The sequence below is a fragment of the Extensimonas perlucida genome (assembly GCF_007655255.1).
In the GTDB taxonomy this organism is placed as follows: domain Bacteria; phylum Pseudomonadota; class Gammaproteobacteria; order Burkholderiales; family Burkholderiaceae_C; genus Extensimonas; species Extensimonas perlucida.
Genome location: NZ_VMYE01000015.1, coordinates 56,608 through 73,043, shown reverse-complemented (window position 1 = coordinate 73,043; position 16,436 = coordinate 56,608). Strand labels below are relative to the sequence as shown.

Below are 16,436 nucleotides of genomic sequence, written 5' to 3'. Positions count from 1 at the left end.
TCTACAACCACCACTTGCCCCAATCAGCCCTGCAGAGCAAGACGCCTATGCAGGCTATGAGTGGGTGGTACGATTCATACCCTCATTTGTTCCATCGGCGGCCTTATGATCGTCCGGGACTGGACACATAGCCCATCTGGCGCGGCGAGATTTTGAGCAGGCGCGCCGCCTTGGCCTGCACCCAGCCGCTGCGCTCCATGGCCCAAATCAGGCGCTCGCGCTCGCCCTCGGGCTTGCCGTCGAGCCTGTTATCCGCGGGCGCCGCGACGCTCGCGGGCGCACCTGCGGGCGCCTCGGCGTCACCGCCCGGCAAGGCGGGTGCGGCAGCAGCAGGCTGGGCAGGCTGCGCCGGCGCCGCCATGGGCACCTCGGTGATGGGAATCTGCGCGAGCCGGCCCGGGCGCACGGCGTCTTCACGCTCGATGTGGTGCAGCACCTGGGTCAGGCAGCGGTTTTCCTGGCAGGGAAAGGCCAGGTCGGTGATGAGGTCGCTGTGCGCCATCGTGGCCGTGCGCTCGACGCAGTTTTCCAGCTCGCGCACATTGCCCGGCCAGTAGCAGTTGCTCAGCACCCGCATGGCCGCGGGCGAAAAGCTGGCCGTGCGCCCGTTTTCGCGGTTGAAGCGCTCGAGAAAATGCCGCGCCATGGCCGGGATGTCCTCGCGCCGCTCGCGCAGCGGCGGCAGGTGGATGCTCACGACGTTGATGCGGTAGTACAGGTCGGCGCGGAATTCGCCCGCCTGCACCATGCGCTCGAGGTTGCGGTTGGTGGCCAATATCAGGCGCACGTCCACCTTCACGGGCGAGGTGCCGCCCACGCGCTCGAATTCGCGCTCCTGCAGCACGCGCAGCAGCTTGGCCTGGAACGCGGCCGAAATGTCGCCGATCTCGTCAAGGAACAGGGTGCCGCCGTGCGCCATCTCGAAGCGGCCCTTGCGCTGGCCCTGCGCGCCCGTGAAGGAGCCTTTTTCGTGCCCGAACAGCTCGCTCTCGAGCAGGCTTTCGGTGAGCGCTGCGCAGTTGACGCACACGAAAGGCTCGCGCTTGCGCGGCGAAAGGTTGTGGATCGCGCGTGCGATCACCTCCTTGCCGGTGCCGCTTTCGCCGCGCAGCAGCACCGTGGTGCGCGCCGGCGCCACCTGGTGCACCTGGTCGAACACCTCCTGCATGCACGCCGAGACGCCCACCACCTGGTCGAGCTGGCGCACCGGCTTGTGCAGCGCCTTGTGCATGCGCCGCACCTCGTCCTGCATGCTGTCCAGCCCGGCGCTGACGCTGCGCTGCAGCAGCACCGCCTGCCCCATCAGCGTGGCCACCATGCGCAGCAATTGCAGCTGCTCGTCGAAGGCGTTGCGCTGGTGCGGGTTGAGGTAATCGATGGCCAGCACACCGACGGTGCGGCGGTCGGCCCGTATGGGCGTGGCCAGCATGGACACGCCGGCATCCGGCGACAGGCCGGCCGCGCCGGTGCGGTTCAGAAACAGCGGCTCGGCGCGCACATCCGCCACCGAGGCGGGCACGCCCGTGGCATACACCCGGCCCACGATGCCTTCGCCGCTGTGGAAATGCAGGCGCTGCTGCTCCTCGGGCGAGAGCCCGACGGCGCACAAACCGCGCAGCTCCTGGTCGGCATCGGCCAGCACCACGAAGGCCCGGCGCCAGTCCATGGCATGGACCAGGTAGTTCAGGGCTTCGCGGAAGGTTTTGCCGATGTCGAGCGACGTTGCCAGCGTCTTGCCGACCTCATAGACGGCATGGAGTTCACGCCGGACTTCTGATACTTGGTGGTTCACCATGGACGGCCTCTGTTTCATCAAGCGCTGACCCTTGCACGCCGTGCGCCTCCTGCTTGCTCAAGGGCACTCGCACACAAAGTATTGCAGCGCATCAACATGCAATACCAAGCAAAAAGCACGCCACCACTGCAGGCCAGTGTCCGTTTTTGCACTTGCAGCCGCGACAAACGAAACAGGGCCGAATCCGCGCACGGCGGCGGACTGACAAACCCGACATTGCACGCGCGCCCAAGCCCGCAAATCGGCGCAAAAGGCTTGGCACCGAAATTGCGTTTTGCTGGGCAAGCACGCATTTTTTCGAGGAGCCCGCCATGCCTGTCAGCAGTCCTTCCAGCCCCCACGCTGCCTCGCCGGTGTACCTGGATTACGCCGCCACCACCCCAGTGGACCGGCGCGTGGCCAGCAAGATGTGGCCGTACCTGACCGAGATCTACGGCAACCCCGCGAGCCGCTCGCACGTCTATGGCTGGGCCGCGGAAGAGGCGGTCGAGCTGGCGCGCGAGCAGGTGTGCGCCCTCATCAACGCCGACCCGCGCGAGATCGTCTGGACCTCGGGGGCCACGGAGTCCAACAACCTGGCCATCAAGGGCGCGGCGCACTTTCACAGCGCCAAGGGCCGGCACCTGGTCACCGTGGCCACCGAGCACAAGGCCGTGCTGGACAGCATGCGCGAGCTCGAACGCGCGGGCTACGAGGTCACGGTGCTGCCGGTGCAGGCCAATGGCCTGCTCGATCCCGAGCGCTTTGCCGCGGCGCTGCGGCCCGACACGGTGCTGGCCTCGGTGATGTTCGTCAACAACGAAACTGGCGTGCTGCAGGACGTGGCCACGCTGGGCAGCATGTGCCGCGCCAAGGGGGTGCTGTTCCATGTCGATGCGGCGCAGGCCGCGGGCAAGGTGGCCATAGACCTGGAACAGCTGCCGATCGACCTGATGTCGCTGTCGGCACACAAAATCTACGGCCCAAAGGGCATTGGCGCGCTGTACGTGCGGCGCAAACCGCGCGTGCGCATCGAGGCGCAGATGCACGGCGGCGGGCACGAGCGCGGCATGCGTTCGGGCACCCTGGCCACGCACCAGATCGTGGGCATGGGCGAAGCCTTCTGGCTCGCCCGCGAGAACATGGCGGCGGACAACGCCCGCATCCTCGCGCTGCGCGAGCGCCTCTGGGCCGGCCTGCAGTCGCTCGATGCCGTGGTTCTCAATGGCGACGTGCAGCAACGCGCAGCGCACTATCTGAACGTGAGCTTCAACTACGTCGAGGGCGAATCGCTGCTCATGGGCATCAAGGACGTGGCCGTGTCCTCGGGCTCCGCCTGCACCTCGGCGAGCCTGGAGCCCAGCTACGTGCTGCGCGCCATGGGCCGCAGCGACGAGCTGGCGCACAGCTCGGTGCGCTTTTCCCTCGGCCGCTTCACCAGCGCCGAAGAAATCGACTTCACGGTCGCGCGCGTGACCGAGGTCGTGCAGCGCCTGCGCGCCATGAGCCCCCTGTGGGACATGGTGCAGGCGGGCGTGGACCTCGACACCATCCAGTGGGCCGCGCATTGACGCGCTGCGCCATCCACCCCGTTTTCACCCACCTTCTGACGCACGGAGCACTTCCATGGCATACAGCGAGCAGGTCATAGACCACTATGAAAACCCCCGCAACGTGGGCGCCTTCGACCCCAGCGACACCAATGTGGGCACCGGCATGGTCGGTGCGCCCGCCTGCGGCGACGTGATGCGCCTGCAAATCCGCGTCAATGCGCAGGGCGTCATCGAAGACGCCCGCTTCAAGACCTATGGCTGCGGCTCGGCCATTGCGTCGAGTTCGCTGGTCACCGAATGGGTGCGCGGGCGCACGCTGGACGAGGCGCTGGCGATCAAGAACTCGGACATCGCCGAGGAGCTGGCGCTGCCCCCGGTAAAGATCCACTGCTCCATCCTGGCCGAAGACGCCATCAAGGCCGCCGTGGCCGACTTTCGCGCGCGCCAGGCCAGCGGCACGGCGCAAGGCGAAACGCTGATTTCCGAGCAGCCCACCTGCGCTTCGAGCAGCCGCTGAGCCCACCACGCCCGGCGCACCTCCACCCCCATACCCGCCCTATCCGCATCCAGGAGTCCGAAATGCAAGCCCTGTCCACCCCTGCAAGCTCCAACACCGCCAGCGCCATGCCCTCGCTGGTGGAATTCACCCCGCAAGCGGCCGCCAAGGTGGCGGAGCTGATCGTCGAAGAGGGCAACCCCGCGCTCAAGCTGCGCCTGTACGTCACGGGCGGCGGCTGCTCGGGCTTTTCCTACGGCTTCGCCTTCGACGACCAGGTGGCCGAGGACGACGCGATCACCGTCACCGCAGGCGTGGCCCTGGTGATCGACGCCATGAGCCAGCAGTACCTGCTGGGCGCGCGCGTGGACTTCGAAGACGGCCTCGAAGGCTCGCGCTTCGTGATCCACAACCCCAACGCGCAATCCACCTGCGGCTGCGGCAGTTCCTTTTCTGTGTAAGCGACGGGAGCACGCCATGTCTCTTTCCCTGACCCCTGCGGCAGCCCAGCATGTCGCCCGATCGCTGGCCAAGCGCGGCCGCGGCCTTGGTCTGCGGCTGGCCGTGAAGACCAGCGGCTGCTCGGGCTTTGCCTACGCGCTCGAATTCGTCGATGCGCTCAATGCCGACGACCAGTGCTTCGAAAGTCACGGCACCACGCTCATCGTCGATGCCAAAAGCCTGCCCATGCTCGCGGGCACCGAACTCGACTTCGTGCGCGAAGGGCTCAACGAAGGCTTCAAATTCCACAACCCGAACGCCAAGGCCCAGTGCGGCTGCGGCGAGAGCTTCGCGGTCTGAACCCGCACGAACACAGGGCTTTTGCCATGGCATTGCTGCAAATCGCGGAACCCGGCCAGAGCGCGCTGCCGCACCAGCACCGGCTGGCCGCAGGCATAGACCTGGGCACCACCAACTCGCTGATCGCCACCGTGCAAAGCGCCGTGGCGCGCGCGCTGCCCGACGCGCAAGGCGCCCTGCTGCTGCCCTCGGTGGTGCGCTATCTGCCCGACGGCAGCACCGTGGTCGGGCGCGCCGCGCAGCAAATGCAGGCCGAAGACGCGCGCAACACCATCGCCTCGGTCAAGCGCTTCATGGGGCGGCGGCTTGCGGACCTCAAAGAGGCCGCCGCCCTGCCCTACCAGCTGACGGACGCACCCGGCATGGTCGGCATCGCCACCGTGGCCGGCGAGCGCTCGCCCGTGCAGGTTTCGGCGGACATTCTGGCGGCGCTGCGTGCGCGCGCCGAAGCCGCGCTCGGCGGCCCCCTGAGCGGCGTGGTCATCACCGTGCCCGCGTATTTCGACGATGCGCAGCGCCAGGCCACCAAGGACGCCGCGCGGCTTGCCGGCCTGACGGTGCTGCGCCTGCTCAACGAGCCCACCGCCGCGGCCATCGCCTACGGGCTGGACAAGCAGGCCGAAGGCACTTTTGCCATTTACGACCTGGGTGGCGGCACCTTCGACATCTCCATCCTGCGCCTGAGCAAGGGCGTGTTCGAAGTGCTGGCCACCGGGGGCGACTCGGCCCTGGGCGGCGACGACTTCGACCACGCCATCGCGCGCTGGTTCTGCGCCCGGCACGGCCTGGCCCTCGAAGCGCTGCCCGCAGCCTTGCAGCGCAGCCTGCTCACGGCGGCGCGCAGCGCCAAGGAGGCCTTGTCGGAACACGAATCCGCGGCGCTGTCCTTGCCGGGGGTGGCGGGGATGGAGGGCACGGGCGCAGCGCTGCAGGCGATTTTGTCGCGCGCGCAGTTTGCCGAACTCGGCGCGGCGCTGATCGCCCGCACCCTGCAGGCCACGCGCCGCGCCCTGCGCGATGCGCAGCTCTCGGCCGCCGAGATCGACGGCGTGGTACTCGTGGGCGGGGCCACGCGCATGCCCATCGCACGCCAGGCCGTGCGCGACTTTTTCGGCCGCGCGCCGCTCGCCGACATCGACCCCGACCAGGTGGTCGCGATCGGTGCCGCCTTGCAGGCCAACATGCTCGCGGGCAACAGCAGCGACGGCGAATGGCTGTTGCTCGACGTGTGTCCGCTGTCGCTGGGCATAGAAACCATGGGCGGGCTGGTCGAGAAAATCATCCCGCGCAACTCCACCCTGCCGATTGCGCGCGCCCAGGACTTCACCACCTTCAAGGACGGCCAGACCGCCATGGCGCTGCACGTGGTGCAGGGCGAGCGCGAAACCGTGGCCGACTGCCGCTCGCTCGCGCGCTTTGAGCTGCGCGGCATTCCGCCGGCCGCCGCGGGCGCGGTGCATATCCGCGTGAGCTTTCAGATCGACGCCGACGGCCTGCTCTCGGTCACGGCGCGCGAGCCCCATAGCGGCGTCGAGGCCCATGTGGAAGTCAAACCCTCGTATGGCCTGAGCGACGCCGACATCACCACCATGCTGCAGGACGCCATCGCCGCGTCCTCGACCGACATGCACCTGCGCGCGCTGCGCGAGGCGCAGGTGGACGCACGCCGCCTGCTCGACGCCACGCAGGCCGCGCTGGCAGCCGACGGCGCGCTGCTGTCGCCAGCCGAGCAGAACACCGTGCGCAAGGCCATGTTCATGCTCGCCGACATGCTCGAAACCGACGCACTCACGCCCGCCCTGCGCGAAGCCGCTGCCACCCTGTCCGCGGCGACCGAGGAATTTGCCGCGCGCCGCATGAACGCCTCCATCCACCAGGCGCTCGCTGGGCGCAGCATGGACAGCCTGGTTTGACGTCGGTGCACCCTATGCCCACCGTCCACCTGCTCCCGCACCCCGAACTCTGCCCCGAGGGGCGGGCGTTCGAGGCCCGGCGCGGCGCCTCGCTGTGCCAGAGCCTGCTGGACGCGGGCGTGGCCATAGAGCATGCCTGCGAAATGGTGGCCGCCTGCGCCACCTGCCACGTGTATGTGCGCGCCGGCGGCGAGTCCCTGGCCGCCCCCGACGACGAAGAAAACGACCAGCTCGACCACGCCTGGGGCCTGGACGCGCAGTCGCGCCTGGCCTGCTGCGTCAAGCTGCGCGACACCGACCTGCTGATCGAATTCCCGCGCCACACACGCAACCACGCGCGCGAGCGTTGAGCCGCTGCGGCCCACGCTGGACTGCAGGCCAGTCCCGCAACGGCGTTGCAAGAGCGCGCCACAAAACACCAAAAACCATAGCTGCTTGCGCTTGATACACCTGCTAGAAGTGGCAAAAACGTGCAAATGTTGCGCCACTCCGCCCCGCTTGCGCGAACCGTCCTCGTGCCTCGCTTCGGCCCAGATTGTTCATTAAGCGACGCTTCGCGGTGTGCGCTTGTGACCAGACCCCGTCATTGCGAGGGCCGCAAGGCCCGCGGCAATCCATGCGGCCCGCAATCCAGCGCCTGCGCTCCTTGCAATGGCAGCACTGGATTGCCGCGCCCCTGTCGGGCTCGCAATGACGGGCACCTCAGCAGCCGCCCGCCATCATCCCGCGTCCTCATGAGCAGAGCAATCTGGGTTGAACCGTCTTCACGCCGCGCCCCGGCACGGGCCCAGACTCGGCCCCTGCGCCCGTGGGCTTGCGGTGCATGGAGCAATCCAGCCCTTTTCGGGCGCCAGAAAATCATAGCCAAATCGCTCTCTAACGCCCGCCCCATCAGCGTAAGCAGCTCTTGTTTTGGTACCAACCCCCTGCGCGTGGGACACCCGCGCACCCCGGTTCAGCCGGCCACCCGACCATTCCTGCGGCGGCCTGTCCGAAACAGCACATTCGCGACACGCGCCGGCGCGCCGCAGGGCGTGCAGGCGCGCTTGCAAGCCCGGCGAACGCACAAAACCCACAAGCGCGGGCGCAAACCGGCATGGCATGCAGTTTGCGATGACAGAGGCAAAAGGATGCCTGCCATGCCCCGCCCACCCACCATCAACGACACCACGCTGCGCGACGGCGAACAGACCGCCGGGGTCGCCTTCACGCTGCAGGAAAAATGCGCGATCGCGCAAGCGCTGGCCGCAGCCGGCGTGCGCGAGATGGAGGTCGGCATCCCGGCCATGGGCGAGGAGGAAATCGCCGGCATCAACGCCATCGCCAGCCTGCGCCTGCCCGTCGCCCTGATGGTCTGGGGGCGCCTGACCGAGGGCGATCTGGCCAGTGCGCTGCGCTGCCAGGCCGACACCATCCACCTCTCGGTGCCGGTGTCGGACATCCAGTTGCAACACAAGCTGCAGCAGCCGCACGCCTGGGTGCTCGCACAGGTCACGCGCGTGGTCTCGCAGGCCGCCGCGAGCGGCCGCAAGGTCTCGCTGGGCGCCGAAGACGCCTCGCGCGCCGACCTGGACTTCCTGATCGCGGTCGCGCAAAGAGCGCAGGCCTGCGGCGCAAGCCGGGTGCGCTTTGCTGACACGCTGGGCGTGCTCGACCCGTTTGCCACCTACGAGGCCATCGCGCGGCTGCGCGCCGCCGTCGATCTGGAGATCGAAATCCACGCCCACGACGACCTGGGCCTGGCCACGGCCAACACGCTCGCGGCCCTGCGCGCTGGCGCCACGCACGCCAACACCACCGTCAACGGCCTGGGCGAGCGCGCCGGCAACGCTGCGCTCGAGGAAGTGGTGATGGGCGTACTCCACCTGCACCACGCCGACACGGGCGTGGACCCCAAGGCGCTGCTGCCCATCTCGCGCCTGGTTGCCGCGGCATCGGGCCGGCAGGTGGCGTTCAACAAAAGCATCGTCGGCGAAGCCGTGTTCACGCACGAGTCGGGCATCCATGTCGATGGCCTGCTCAAGCACCCGACGACCTACGAAGGCTTCGACCCCGCAGAGCTCGGGCGCCAGCGACGCACCGTGCTCGGCAAACATTCGGGCACGCAGGCCGTGCGCCACGCGCTGCGCGCGCTGGGCGTGGCGCCGGACGACGAGGCCCTGACGCGGCGTGTGCTGGCGCGCATCCGCAGCCACGCACTGTGCGCCAAGCAGGCGCTCGCGCCCGAAGACCTGCGCGCCTTCCTGAACGAAGCGCCTGCCGCCGTGGCGCCAAGGGGCCAGGCATGAAACCCGCATCGCCGCGTCGGCACGAAGCCGCCCCTGCGCACGGGCCCGCAGCCGGTGCCGCGCGCGATGCCGCAGCCCGCGGCGCCGCTGCGAGCGCCGGCACCTCGGCTGCCGACCCGACCGGCATGGCCGGCGCCGCCGCCAGCAGTGCCGCGTGCGCGGCACGCCGGCCCTCGTGGTGGGCGCTGCTGCGCGAGGACGTACGCTGCGTGCTCGCGCGCGATCCGGCGGCGCGCAGTCTGCTCGAGGTCTGGACCATCTACCCCGGCGTGCAGGCCGTCGCGCTGTACCGCATCGCGCATGCGCTGTGGCGGCGTGGCTGGCGCTATCTGCCGCGCTGGCTCTCGTTTGCGGCGCGCTGGCTCACGCAGGTGGACATCCACCCCGGCGCGCGCATAGGCGCACGCTTTTTCATAGACCACGGCGCGGGCGTGGTGATCGGCGAGACGGCAGAAGTCGGCGACGACGTGACGCTCTACCACGGCGTCACGTTGGGCGGCACGACCTGGAACACCGGCAAACGCCACCCGACCCTGGGCAACCAAGTCGTGGTGGGCGCGGGAGCGAAGATTCTCGGGCCCATCCAGATCGGCGACGGCGCGCGCGTGGCGGCCAATTCGGTGGTCATAGCGCCCGTGCCGGCCGGCGCCACCGTGGTGGGCATACCGGGGCGCGTGGTCTCGCCCCGGCGGCGCACCACGCATGGCTTCGACCTCGACCACCACCTGATCCCGGACCCGGTGGGCAAGGCCATCGCCTGCCTGCTGGACCGCGTGGCCCTGCTCGAGCGCCAGCTGGCACAGACCCAGGGCCAGGTTCCGGGCAGGGCCCCGACCGACAGCGCCTGCGGCCATTGCGACGACGAATGCGCCGAGCCTGCCTTCGCGCAAAAACCACTTTCCCTGTCCGCTATGGAGTAAGCCCCATGGAAAACTTCATCCAACAAGTCAAGGCCCTGTCTTCTGCCGAGGATTTTCTGCAGTTCTTCGGCGTGCCCTTCGAGCAAAGCGTGGTCAACGTCAGCCGCCTGCACATCCTCAAGCGGTTTTTCCAATACCTCCGCCAGCAGAACCTGCCCGCCAGCATGGACGAGCTCGCGCTGTTCACGGCCTACCGCGAGCAGCTGACCCGGGCCTACGCCGATTTCGTGCGCTCGACCCCGGCGCAGGAAAAGGTCTTCAAGGTGTTCCAGGACGCAGGCGGACGGCAGCACGTCTCGCTCGACAGCCTGCGCACCTCCCTGCCCCCGCGCGCCGCGGCCTGAGCGCCGCAACGAAAGGAGCTCCCATGCACATCGTCGTCTGCATCAAACAAGTGCCGGACTCGGCGCAGATCCGCGTCCACCCGGTGACCAACACCATCATGCGCCAGGGCGTGCCGGCCATCGTCAACCCGTACGACCTGTTTTCGCTCGAAGAGGCGCTGCGCCTCAAGGACCGCTTCGGCGGCAAGGTCACCGTGCTGTGCATGGGCCCGCCGCAGGCCGAGGAGGCGCTGCGCAAGTGCATCAGCTTCGGCGCCGACGATGCCGTGCTCGTGACCGACCGCGCCTTCGCGGGCGCCGACACGCTCGCGACCTCCTACGCGCTCGCCGCGGGCATCCGCCAGATCGGCCGGGAACAGGCGGTGGACATCGTGTTCACGGGCAAGCAGACCATTGACGGCGACACCGCGCAGGTGGGGCCGGGCATTGCCAAGCGCCTGGGCCTGCAGCTGCTGACCTACGTCTCGCGCATCGTCGAGACCGACCTGGACCAGCGCCGCATCACCGTGGAGCGCCGCGCCGAAGGCGGCGTGCAGGTGCTGCAGACGGCGCTGCCCTGCCTGATCACCATGCTGGAAAACACCAACGAACTGCGCTTTGCCAGCCTGCCGGCCATGGTGCATGCGGCGGCCTTTGCTGTGCGCAAGTGGAGCAAGGAAGAAGCCGGCATCGAAGACCTCGACAAGATCGGCCTCAAGGGCTCGCCCACCGTGGTCAGCAAGGTCTTCGGCCCGACGCCGCGCAGCGAAAAGGCCGAGATGCTCGAGGTCGAGACCTCGAACCTGCGCGACGTGTCGCTCAACCTGTTGCAAAAGATCTTCACGCGCCACCCGACGCTGGAAAACGACCTGCTGATGAAGGAGCAAGCATGAACGCCCCCACCACCCCTGCCACGCCGGCAAAACGCCCCGCCGGACGCGGCCGCAACCTGGAGCTGCCCGAACACCTCAAGGCCTACAAGGGCGTATGGGTGTTCGTCGAACACGAGCGCGGCCATGTGCACAGCGTCTCGTGGGAGCTGCTGGGCGAAGCGCGCAAGCTCGCCGACCTCCTGGGCAGCCAGGTCGGCGTGGTCGTGCTCGGCGGCACCGACGAGCCGCTCGAACAATACGCCGCCGAAGCCTTCACTTTCGGTGCCGACAAGGCCTACATCGTGCACGACCCCGTGCTCAAGGGCTACCGCAACGAGCCCTTCACCAAGGGCCTGACCGACCTGGTCAACAAATACCAGCCCGAAATCCTGCTGCTGGGCGCGACCTCCATGGGGCGCGACCTCGCGGGCTCGGTGGCGACCACGCTGCTGACCGGGCTCACGGCCGACTGCACCGAGCTGAACATAGACCCCGTCTCCAAGGCCCTGGCGGCCACGCGGCCGACCTTTGGCGGCTCGCTGCTGTGCACCATCATGACCCTGGCCTACCGGCCGCAAATGGCCACCGTGCGCCCGCGCGTGCTGGCCATGCCGCGCGCCGAAGCAGACCGCACCGGCGAAGTCGTGCAGGAAACGCTGGGCATGGCCGAGGCGCAGATCGTCACCAAGCTGCTGGACTTCATCCCCGACGCGAGCAGCAACAAAATCAACCTGCCCTACGCCGAGGTGATCGTCAGCGGCGGCAAGGGCATGAAGAACCCCGAAAACTTCAAGCTGCTGTTCGAGCTCGCGCGTGTGCTCGGCGGCGAGGTCGGGGCGACGCGCCCGGTCGTGCAGGCCGGCTGGGTCGAGGCCGACCGGCAGGTGGGCCAGACCGGCAAGACGGTGCGGCCCAAGCTCTACATCGCCGCCGGCATCAGCGGCGCGATCCAGCACCGCGTGGGCATGGAGTCGAGCGACGTGATCGTGGCCATCAACACCGACCCGAACGCGCCCATCTTCGACTTCGCACACTACGGCATCGTCGGCAACGCGATGCAGGTGGTGCCCGCCCTGACGCAAGCCTTCGCCGCGCATCTGGCGCTGCGCAGCAAACAAGTGGCCTGAACCACTGACCCACGCAAGGAGCGCACGATGAAAAAACCCTCCCAATTCGACGCCATCGTCGTCGGCGCCGGCCCCTCGGGCAACGCCTGCGCCTACACCATGGCCAAGGCCGGCCTCAAGGTGCTGCAGATCGAGCGCGGGGAATACCCGGGCAGCAAGAACGTGCAGGGCGCCATCCTGTACGCCAAGGCGCTCGAAGAAATCATCCCCGACTTTCGCGAAGACGCGCCGCTGGAGCGCCACATCATCGAGCAGCGCATGTGGATGCTCGACGACAGCTCCTTCGTCGGCACGCACGTGCGCAGCGCCGATTACGACAAGCCGCCCTACAACCGCTACACCATCATCCGCGCCCAGTTCGACAAATGGTTCAGCGCCAAGGTGCGCGAAGCCGGCGCCCTGCTGATCTGCGAAACCACGGTCAACCACCTGATCATGGACGGCGACCAGGTGGTGGGCGTGCAGTGCGACCGCGAGCAGGGCGACGTCTATGCCGACGTGGTGGTGCTGGCCGACGGCGTCAACTCCACCCTGGCGCGCAAGGCCGGCTTTCACGGCGAGATCAAGGCGCAAAACGTGGCCCTGGCCGTGAAGGAAATCCTGTTTCTGCCCGAGGACACCATACGCCAGCGCTTCAATGTCGGCGAAGAGTCGGGCGTGGTGATCGAGATGATGGGGCGCATCACCGACGGCATGATGGGCACGGGTTTTCTCTACACCAACAAGGAGTCGCTGACCATAGGCGTGGGCTGCATGCTGTCCGACTTCAAGAGCAACCCCAACCGCACCAGCCCCTACGTGCTGCTCGAGAACATGAAGCGCCACCCGGCCATCGCGCCGCTGATCGAGGGCGGCGAAATGAAGGAATACTGCGCCCACCTGATCCCCGAAGGCGGCTTCAACGCCATCCCGCAGGTGTACGGCAACGGCTGGCTGATCGCGGGCGACTCGGGCGGCTTCGTCAACGCAGCGCACCGCGAAGGCTCCAACCTGGCCATGACCACGGGGCGGCTCGCGGCCGAGACGGTGATCGCCGCCAAGGCCGCTGGCAAGGGCTTTCGCGCCGATGCGCTCAAGCCCTACAAGGCCGCGCTCGACGACAGCTTCGTCATGAAGGACTTGCGCAAATACCGCGACCTGCCCTCCGTGATGCACAAGAGCCCGCAGTTCTTCACCACCTATCCCGACCTGGTCGCACAGGCGGCACGCACCATGATCACGGTCGATGGCGTGGACAAGAAGAGCAAGGAGCGCGAAGTCTTCGCGCATTTCCGCAAAACCCGCAAGCTCACCGGACTCATGGGCGATGCGTACAAACTCTGGAAGGCCATACGATGAACACGCTCACCGTCAATGTGGAAGAAAAGCTCTTCCAGAACCGCTACCGCGTCGATGCAGGGCGGCCGCACATCAAGATCAAGGACGCCGACGTCTGCACCAACGTCTGCGAAGCCAAGAGCTGCACCTTCATCTGCCCGGCCTCCTGCTACAAGAGCGAGGGCAACGGCAACGTCACGCTGATCACCGACGGCTGCCTCGAATGCGGCAGCTGCCGCATCATCTGCAGCGAACACCTGAACGTCGAATGGGAGTACCCGCGCGGCGGGCACGGCATCCTGTTCAAGTTCGGCTGAACATAGGGAGCACCGCATGTCCAGACCCGAATACCACGTCTTCGTCTGCACGCAAAACCGCCCGCCGCAGCACCCGCGCGGCTCCTGCGCAAGCAAGGGCAGCATGGCCGTGCTGCAGGCCTTCTGGGCCGAGCAGCAAAAGCGCCAGGCCTACGAAAAATGCGCGGTCACGTATTCCGGCTGCCTCGGACCCTGCGACCAGGGCGTGAACGTGCTGGTCTATCCCGAGTCCGTGCTCTACCGCGGTGTGACCGAAGCCGACGTCGCCGAAATCTTCACGAGCCACCTCGAGGGCGGCGTGCCCGTCGCGCGGCTCATCGCGTCCGGGGCCGTCTGGTGAACATTCTCACCGGCGTCGAATCGACGGAGCTGTTTGGCGGTGCGGTTGCGCCCGCCGTGGCGCATTGGGTCGAACAGGCGCGCAAGGTGCCGCGCGAGCACGCCGCGGCCATGCTCTGGGCCGCGTCGCTGAGCTCGCCGCAGAGCCTGCCCATTCATTACCTGCTCTACAAACTGCACGCCGGCCTGGGCGAACTCGACCAGGCGCAGCAGGCCGCGCGCCGCGGGCTCGAAGCCGCCGCCCAGGCCGCCGGGCTGCCCGCCGACTGGCGCAGCGTCACACCAGGCGCCGCCGACTTCGCCGCGCCCGGTGCAGCGCGCTTTTGGCTCTTCACCCTCAAGGCCCTGGCCTTCATCCACCTGCGCCGCGGCGAACGCGAAATGGCGCAGGCGCTGGTGGCGCAGCTCGACCGCCTGGACCCCGCCGACCAGATCGGCGCCGGCGTGGTGCGGGCACTTTTGCGCCAGTCCGAAGGCGCGCCGTAGCACCCGCGAAGGCGCTGGCGCTTCACGATGCCTTCGGTCGCGCGCCCTCAAATGCCTTTCTTGCCCTGCAGCAGCCTGGCCCTATCGGACGGGCTGTAGTGGTCGAACAGCCCTTGCGCTGCGGCGGCGCGGCGGTTGGACATGCGTATGGCTTCTATCTTGCCCGCCGGGGCGATTGCGGACACGCATTTTTCCAGCGCGCTGCTGCCGCAATTCGGACACACGGGTGTGCTGCCGGAGCGCACCAGGGCTTCGAAGCTGTGGCCGCAGGCCTGGCAGCGGTAGTCATAGAGGGGCATGTTGATCTCCTGCGAACCTGTTCACGGTCTTTTCATGGGGTGCGCAATGATGGCCCGCGGCCGCGGCGCAACCTTCGAGGGGGCTGTCTGAAGCTCCGGGCGCGGCCTCCCCCAGCCCCACCCAGACATGCACGCGCGCCGCGTCGAAGCCCACCATGCGCTGCGCCCCATGCGCATTGCGCACCTCCATCAAGGGGCGGCGGATGAGCAAAGGGTCGTCCAGCAGCAGGGCCAGGGCGGCAGCGCCGTCGAGCGCCTCGGGCTGCACTTCGCCCGACTTGATGCGCGGCGCGGCGCGGTTGAACCATTGCGCCACGGGCAGCGGTGCCAGAAAGCCCAGCAGCGACTCGGCCGTCCACGGCCAGCGCAGCAGGTCGCGCGGCTCCAGGCTGTGGCCGGCGGCGCGCAGCAAGGCTTTTTGGCGCGCGTTGCCGCCGCAGCCGGGCTTTTCATAAAAGACGATGTGGGCCATGGGAGCCTCGCGAGGGTGGCGCGGCATTGGCGCGCAGGGCGGTGGTGTCAATCGGGGGCCGTCGGTATCCACGGGGTGCGCAGCGGTGATGCGGGCTCCAGCCGGGTCGCGGCCAAGGCAGCATGACCGCCGATCAGGTCCCAGACCTCGGTGAAGCCGAAGTCGGCAAACATCTGCGCCCACTCCTGGCTCGCGATCCCGTGGTAGCAGTAAATCAGGATGGGGCGGCGGCGCTCGGTCTGCAGCAGCAGCGCGTCCTGGTTGTGCCGCGCGAGCAGCACCGCGCCCGGCCAGGCGTCGCGGGCATGGCTGGCCGCGTCGCGCGCGTCGAGCACGAGGGCGCCGGGGCGCGCCTACAGCCAGGCCCCGAGCTCGGGCGCGGTGAGGCGGCGAAACGTGCGTTGGCCAGACATGGGGTGTGCCGTGCAAGCGTCGTCGAAGGCAACCGGAGCCTCTCAGACCGGGCGGTTCTCGTTCGGGTTGCGCACCGGCCCCATCAACTCCAGCCCTTCGCTGTAGGTGATGGTGTCGAAGGTGACGTCGAACTTGAGCGCGGCGTCGGCAATGGCGTCGAGCTTGCCCGCGGTGTCTTTTTTCTTGAGATCGCCTTTGTCGATGTAGAAAAGCTCGAGCAGCTCGTTATAGACCGTGGCCTCGTCTATGGGCAGCACGTAAAACATGGCGCCCTTATAGGGCACCTGGTACTTTTTCGACAGGTCGATGTTGTTGCAATACAAGAAATACTTGCCCCCGGCGCTGAGCGCTTCGCCCAGCACTTCGGCCACGTCCTTGAGGTGCTCGAAGCTCAGCAGGTAGCCGGCAAAAAACGGCAGGTGCTTTTCGCCCACGTTGGCGATGGCCAGCACCTGGGTGCACGCCAATTCGGGCGGGCGCGCCTCGTCGGCCAGCTTGGGCGCAAAGCGCAGCGCCAGCTCGCCGCGAAAGCCGACGCGGCCGAACTTGTTGGTCGGCCCCTTGAGCACGGGGTTGAGCAGGCGCCCCTCGGCTTCGAGCCGGGCGAATGCGGTGTCGTCGAGTTCCGGGCGGGCAAGCGTGGCAGTCATGGGTGTTCCTTGGGTGGGGTGTGTGAGGGGCATGCAAGCCGGGCGCGGGCACTGCCATGCACTGCCCGCCGCGCC

At 68.0% G+C, this 16,436-nt stretch carries 20 protein-coding genes and 1 pseudogene; 16 read left to right on the top strand and 5 right to left on the bottom strand.

Annotated elements, in window-relative coordinates; all coding sequences use genetic code 11:
* Positions 1-131 (top strand): annotated as a pseudogene (locus FK527_RS12525) (IS481 family transposase); the annotation flags it as partial.
* On the opposite strand, the gene nifA reads toward FK527_RS12525, so the two are convergent.
* The gene (gene nifA / locus FK527_RS12520) at positions 104-1,795 is read right to left on the bottom strand and encodes a nif-specific transcriptional activator NifA (protein WP_144734382.1); all 1,692 of its coding nucleotides are present in this window, start codon (positions 1,793-1,795) and stop codon (positions 104-106) included. The pseudogene FK527_RS12525 and the gene nifA overlap by 28 nt on opposite strands.
* Before the next feature lie 311 nt (positions 1,796-2,106).
* On the opposite strand from nifA, the gene FK527_RS12515 reads away from it, so the two are divergent.
* The 15 genes from FK527_RS12515 to FK527_RS12445 all read left to right on the top strand — a co-directional run bounded on the left by FK527_RS12515 (position 2,107) and on the right by FK527_RS12445 (position 14,526).
* Complete coding sequence (locus FK527_RS12515; RefSeq protein WP_144734379.1) at positions 2,107-3,345, top strand: IscS subfamily cysteine desulfurase; 1,239 nt, start codon at positions 2,107-2,109, stop codon at positions 3,343-3,345.
* Between the two features lie 55 nt (positions 3,346-3,400).
* Positions 3,401-3,844 carry a Fe-S cluster assembly scaffold IscU gene (iscU, locus tag FK527_RS12510; RefSeq protein WP_144734376.1) on the top strand — a complete coding sequence of 148 codons (444 nt, stop codon included), beginning with the start codon at positions 3,401-3,403 and terminating at the stop codon, positions 3,842-3,844.
* A 62-nt stretch (positions 3,845-3,906) separates the two neighbouring features.
* Complete coding sequence (gene erpA, locus FK527_RS12505; RefSeq protein WP_144734373.1) at positions 3,907-4,284, top strand: iron-sulfur cluster insertion protein ErpA; 378 nt, start codon at positions 3,907-3,909, stop codon at positions 4,282-4,284.
* Between the two features lie 16 nt (positions 4,285-4,300).
* Positions 4,301-4,624, top strand: coding sequence for an iron-sulfur cluster assembly protein IscA (iscA, locus tag FK527_RS12500; protein WP_144734370.1), 324 nt, complete (start codon positions 4,301-4,303; stop codon positions 4,622-4,624).
* A 26-nt stretch (positions 4,625-4,650) separates the two neighbouring features.
* On the top strand, positions 4,651-6,537 hold the full coding sequence (hscA, locus tag FK527_RS12495; RefSeq protein ID WP_144734367.1) for a Fe-S protein assembly chaperone HscA: 1,887 nt from the start codon (positions 4,651-4,653) through the stop codon (positions 6,535-6,537).
* Positions 6,538-6,551: 14 nt separating this feature from the next.
* Positions 6,552-6,887: a 2Fe-2S iron-sulfur cluster-binding protein gene (locus FK527_RS12490; protein WP_144734364.1), complete on the top strand. Its 336-nt coding sequence runs from the start codon at positions 6,552-6,554 to the stop codon at positions 6,885-6,887.
* Between the two features lie 789 nt (positions 6,888-7,676).
* Complete coding sequence (gene nifV / locus FK527_RS12485) at positions 7,677-8,825, top strand: homocitrate synthase (protein WP_144734361.1); 1,149 nt, start codon at positions 7,677-7,679, stop codon at positions 8,823-8,825.
* Positions 8,826-8,950: 125 nt separating this feature from the next.
* Positions 8,951-9,745, top strand: coding sequence for a serine O-acetyltransferase (gene cysE, locus FK527_RS12480; protein ID WP_144734396.1), 795 nt, complete (start codon positions 8,951-8,953; stop codon positions 9,743-9,745).
* Between the two features lie 5 nt (positions 9,746-9,750).
* Positions 9,751-10,089: a nitrogenase stabilizing/protective protein NifW gene (gene nifW, locus FK527_RS12475; RefSeq protein ID WP_144734358.1), complete on the top strand. Its 339-nt coding sequence runs from the start codon at positions 9,751-9,753 to the stop codon at positions 10,087-10,089.
* Positions 10,090-10,112: 23 nt separating this feature from the next.
* Entirely contained in the window at positions 10,113-10,961 is an 849-nt protein-coding gene (locus FK527_RS12470) for an electron transfer flavoprotein subunit beta/FixA family protein (protein ID WP_144734355.1), read from the top strand.
* The gene (locus FK527_RS12465) at positions 10,958-12,067 is read left to right on the top strand and encodes an electron transfer flavoprotein subunit alpha/FixB family protein (protein WP_144734353.1); all 1,110 of its coding nucleotides are present in this window, start codon (positions 10,958-10,960) and stop codon (positions 12,065-12,067) included. Before FK527_RS12470 ends, FK527_RS12465 begins: the two co-directional genes overlap by 4 nt.
* A 27-nt stretch (positions 12,068-12,094) precedes the next feature.
* Positions 12,095-13,405, top strand: coding sequence for an FAD-dependent monooxygenase (locus FK527_RS12460; RefSeq protein ID WP_144734350.1), 1,311 nt, complete (start codon positions 12,095-12,097; stop codon positions 13,403-13,405).
* Positions 13,402-13,701, top strand: coding sequence for a ferredoxin family protein (locus FK527_RS12455; RefSeq protein WP_144734347.1), 300 nt, complete (start codon positions 13,402-13,404; stop codon positions 13,699-13,701). Before FK527_RS12460 ends, FK527_RS12455 begins: the two co-directional genes overlap by 4 nt.
* Before the next feature lie 16 nt (positions 13,702-13,717).
* Positions 13,718-14,041, top strand: a complete 324-nt coding sequence (locus FK527_RS12450) for a (2Fe-2S) ferredoxin domain-containing protein (protein WP_144734344.1) — start codon at positions 13,718-13,720, stop codon at positions 14,039-14,041.
* Positions 14,038-14,526, top strand: coding sequence for a hypothetical protein (locus tag FK527_RS12445; protein ID WP_144734341.1), 489 nt, complete (start codon positions 14,038-14,040; stop codon positions 14,524-14,526). The genes FK527_RS12450 and FK527_RS12445 overlap by 4 nt, the downstream gene beginning before the upstream one ends.
* A 47-nt stretch (positions 14,527-14,573) precedes the next feature.
* Here the strand turns inward: FK527_RS12445 and FK527_RS12440 are convergent, their stop codons facing one another.
* The 4 genes from FK527_RS12440 to FK527_RS12425 form a co-directional block, all read right to left on the bottom strand.
* The gene (locus FK527_RS12440) at positions 14,574-14,825 is read right to left on the bottom strand and encodes an FmdB family zinc ribbon protein (protein WP_144734339.1); all 252 of its coding nucleotides are present in this window, start codon (positions 14,823-14,825) and stop codon (positions 14,574-14,576) included.
* The gene (locus tag FK527_RS12435) at positions 14,812-15,297 is read right to left on the bottom strand and encodes a thioredoxin domain-containing protein (protein WP_144734337.1); all 486 of its coding nucleotides are present in this window, start codon (positions 15,295-15,297) and stop codon (positions 14,812-14,814) included. Before FK527_RS12435 ends, FK527_RS12440 begins: the two co-directional genes overlap by 14 nt.
* Before the next feature lie 47 nt (positions 15,298-15,344).
* Positions 15,345-15,632: a rhodanese-like domain-containing protein gene (locus tag FK527_RS12430; RefSeq protein ID WP_144734335.1), complete on the bottom strand. Its 288-nt coding sequence runs from the start codon at positions 15,630-15,632 to the stop codon at positions 15,345-15,347.
* A 120-nt stretch (positions 15,633-15,752) separates the two neighbouring features.
* Positions 15,753-16,361, bottom strand: a complete 609-nt coding sequence (locus tag FK527_RS12425; RefSeq protein WP_144734332.1) for a hypothetical protein — start codon at positions 16,359-16,361, stop codon at positions 15,753-15,755.
* Between the last annotated feature and the right edge of the window lie 75 nt (positions 16,362-16,436).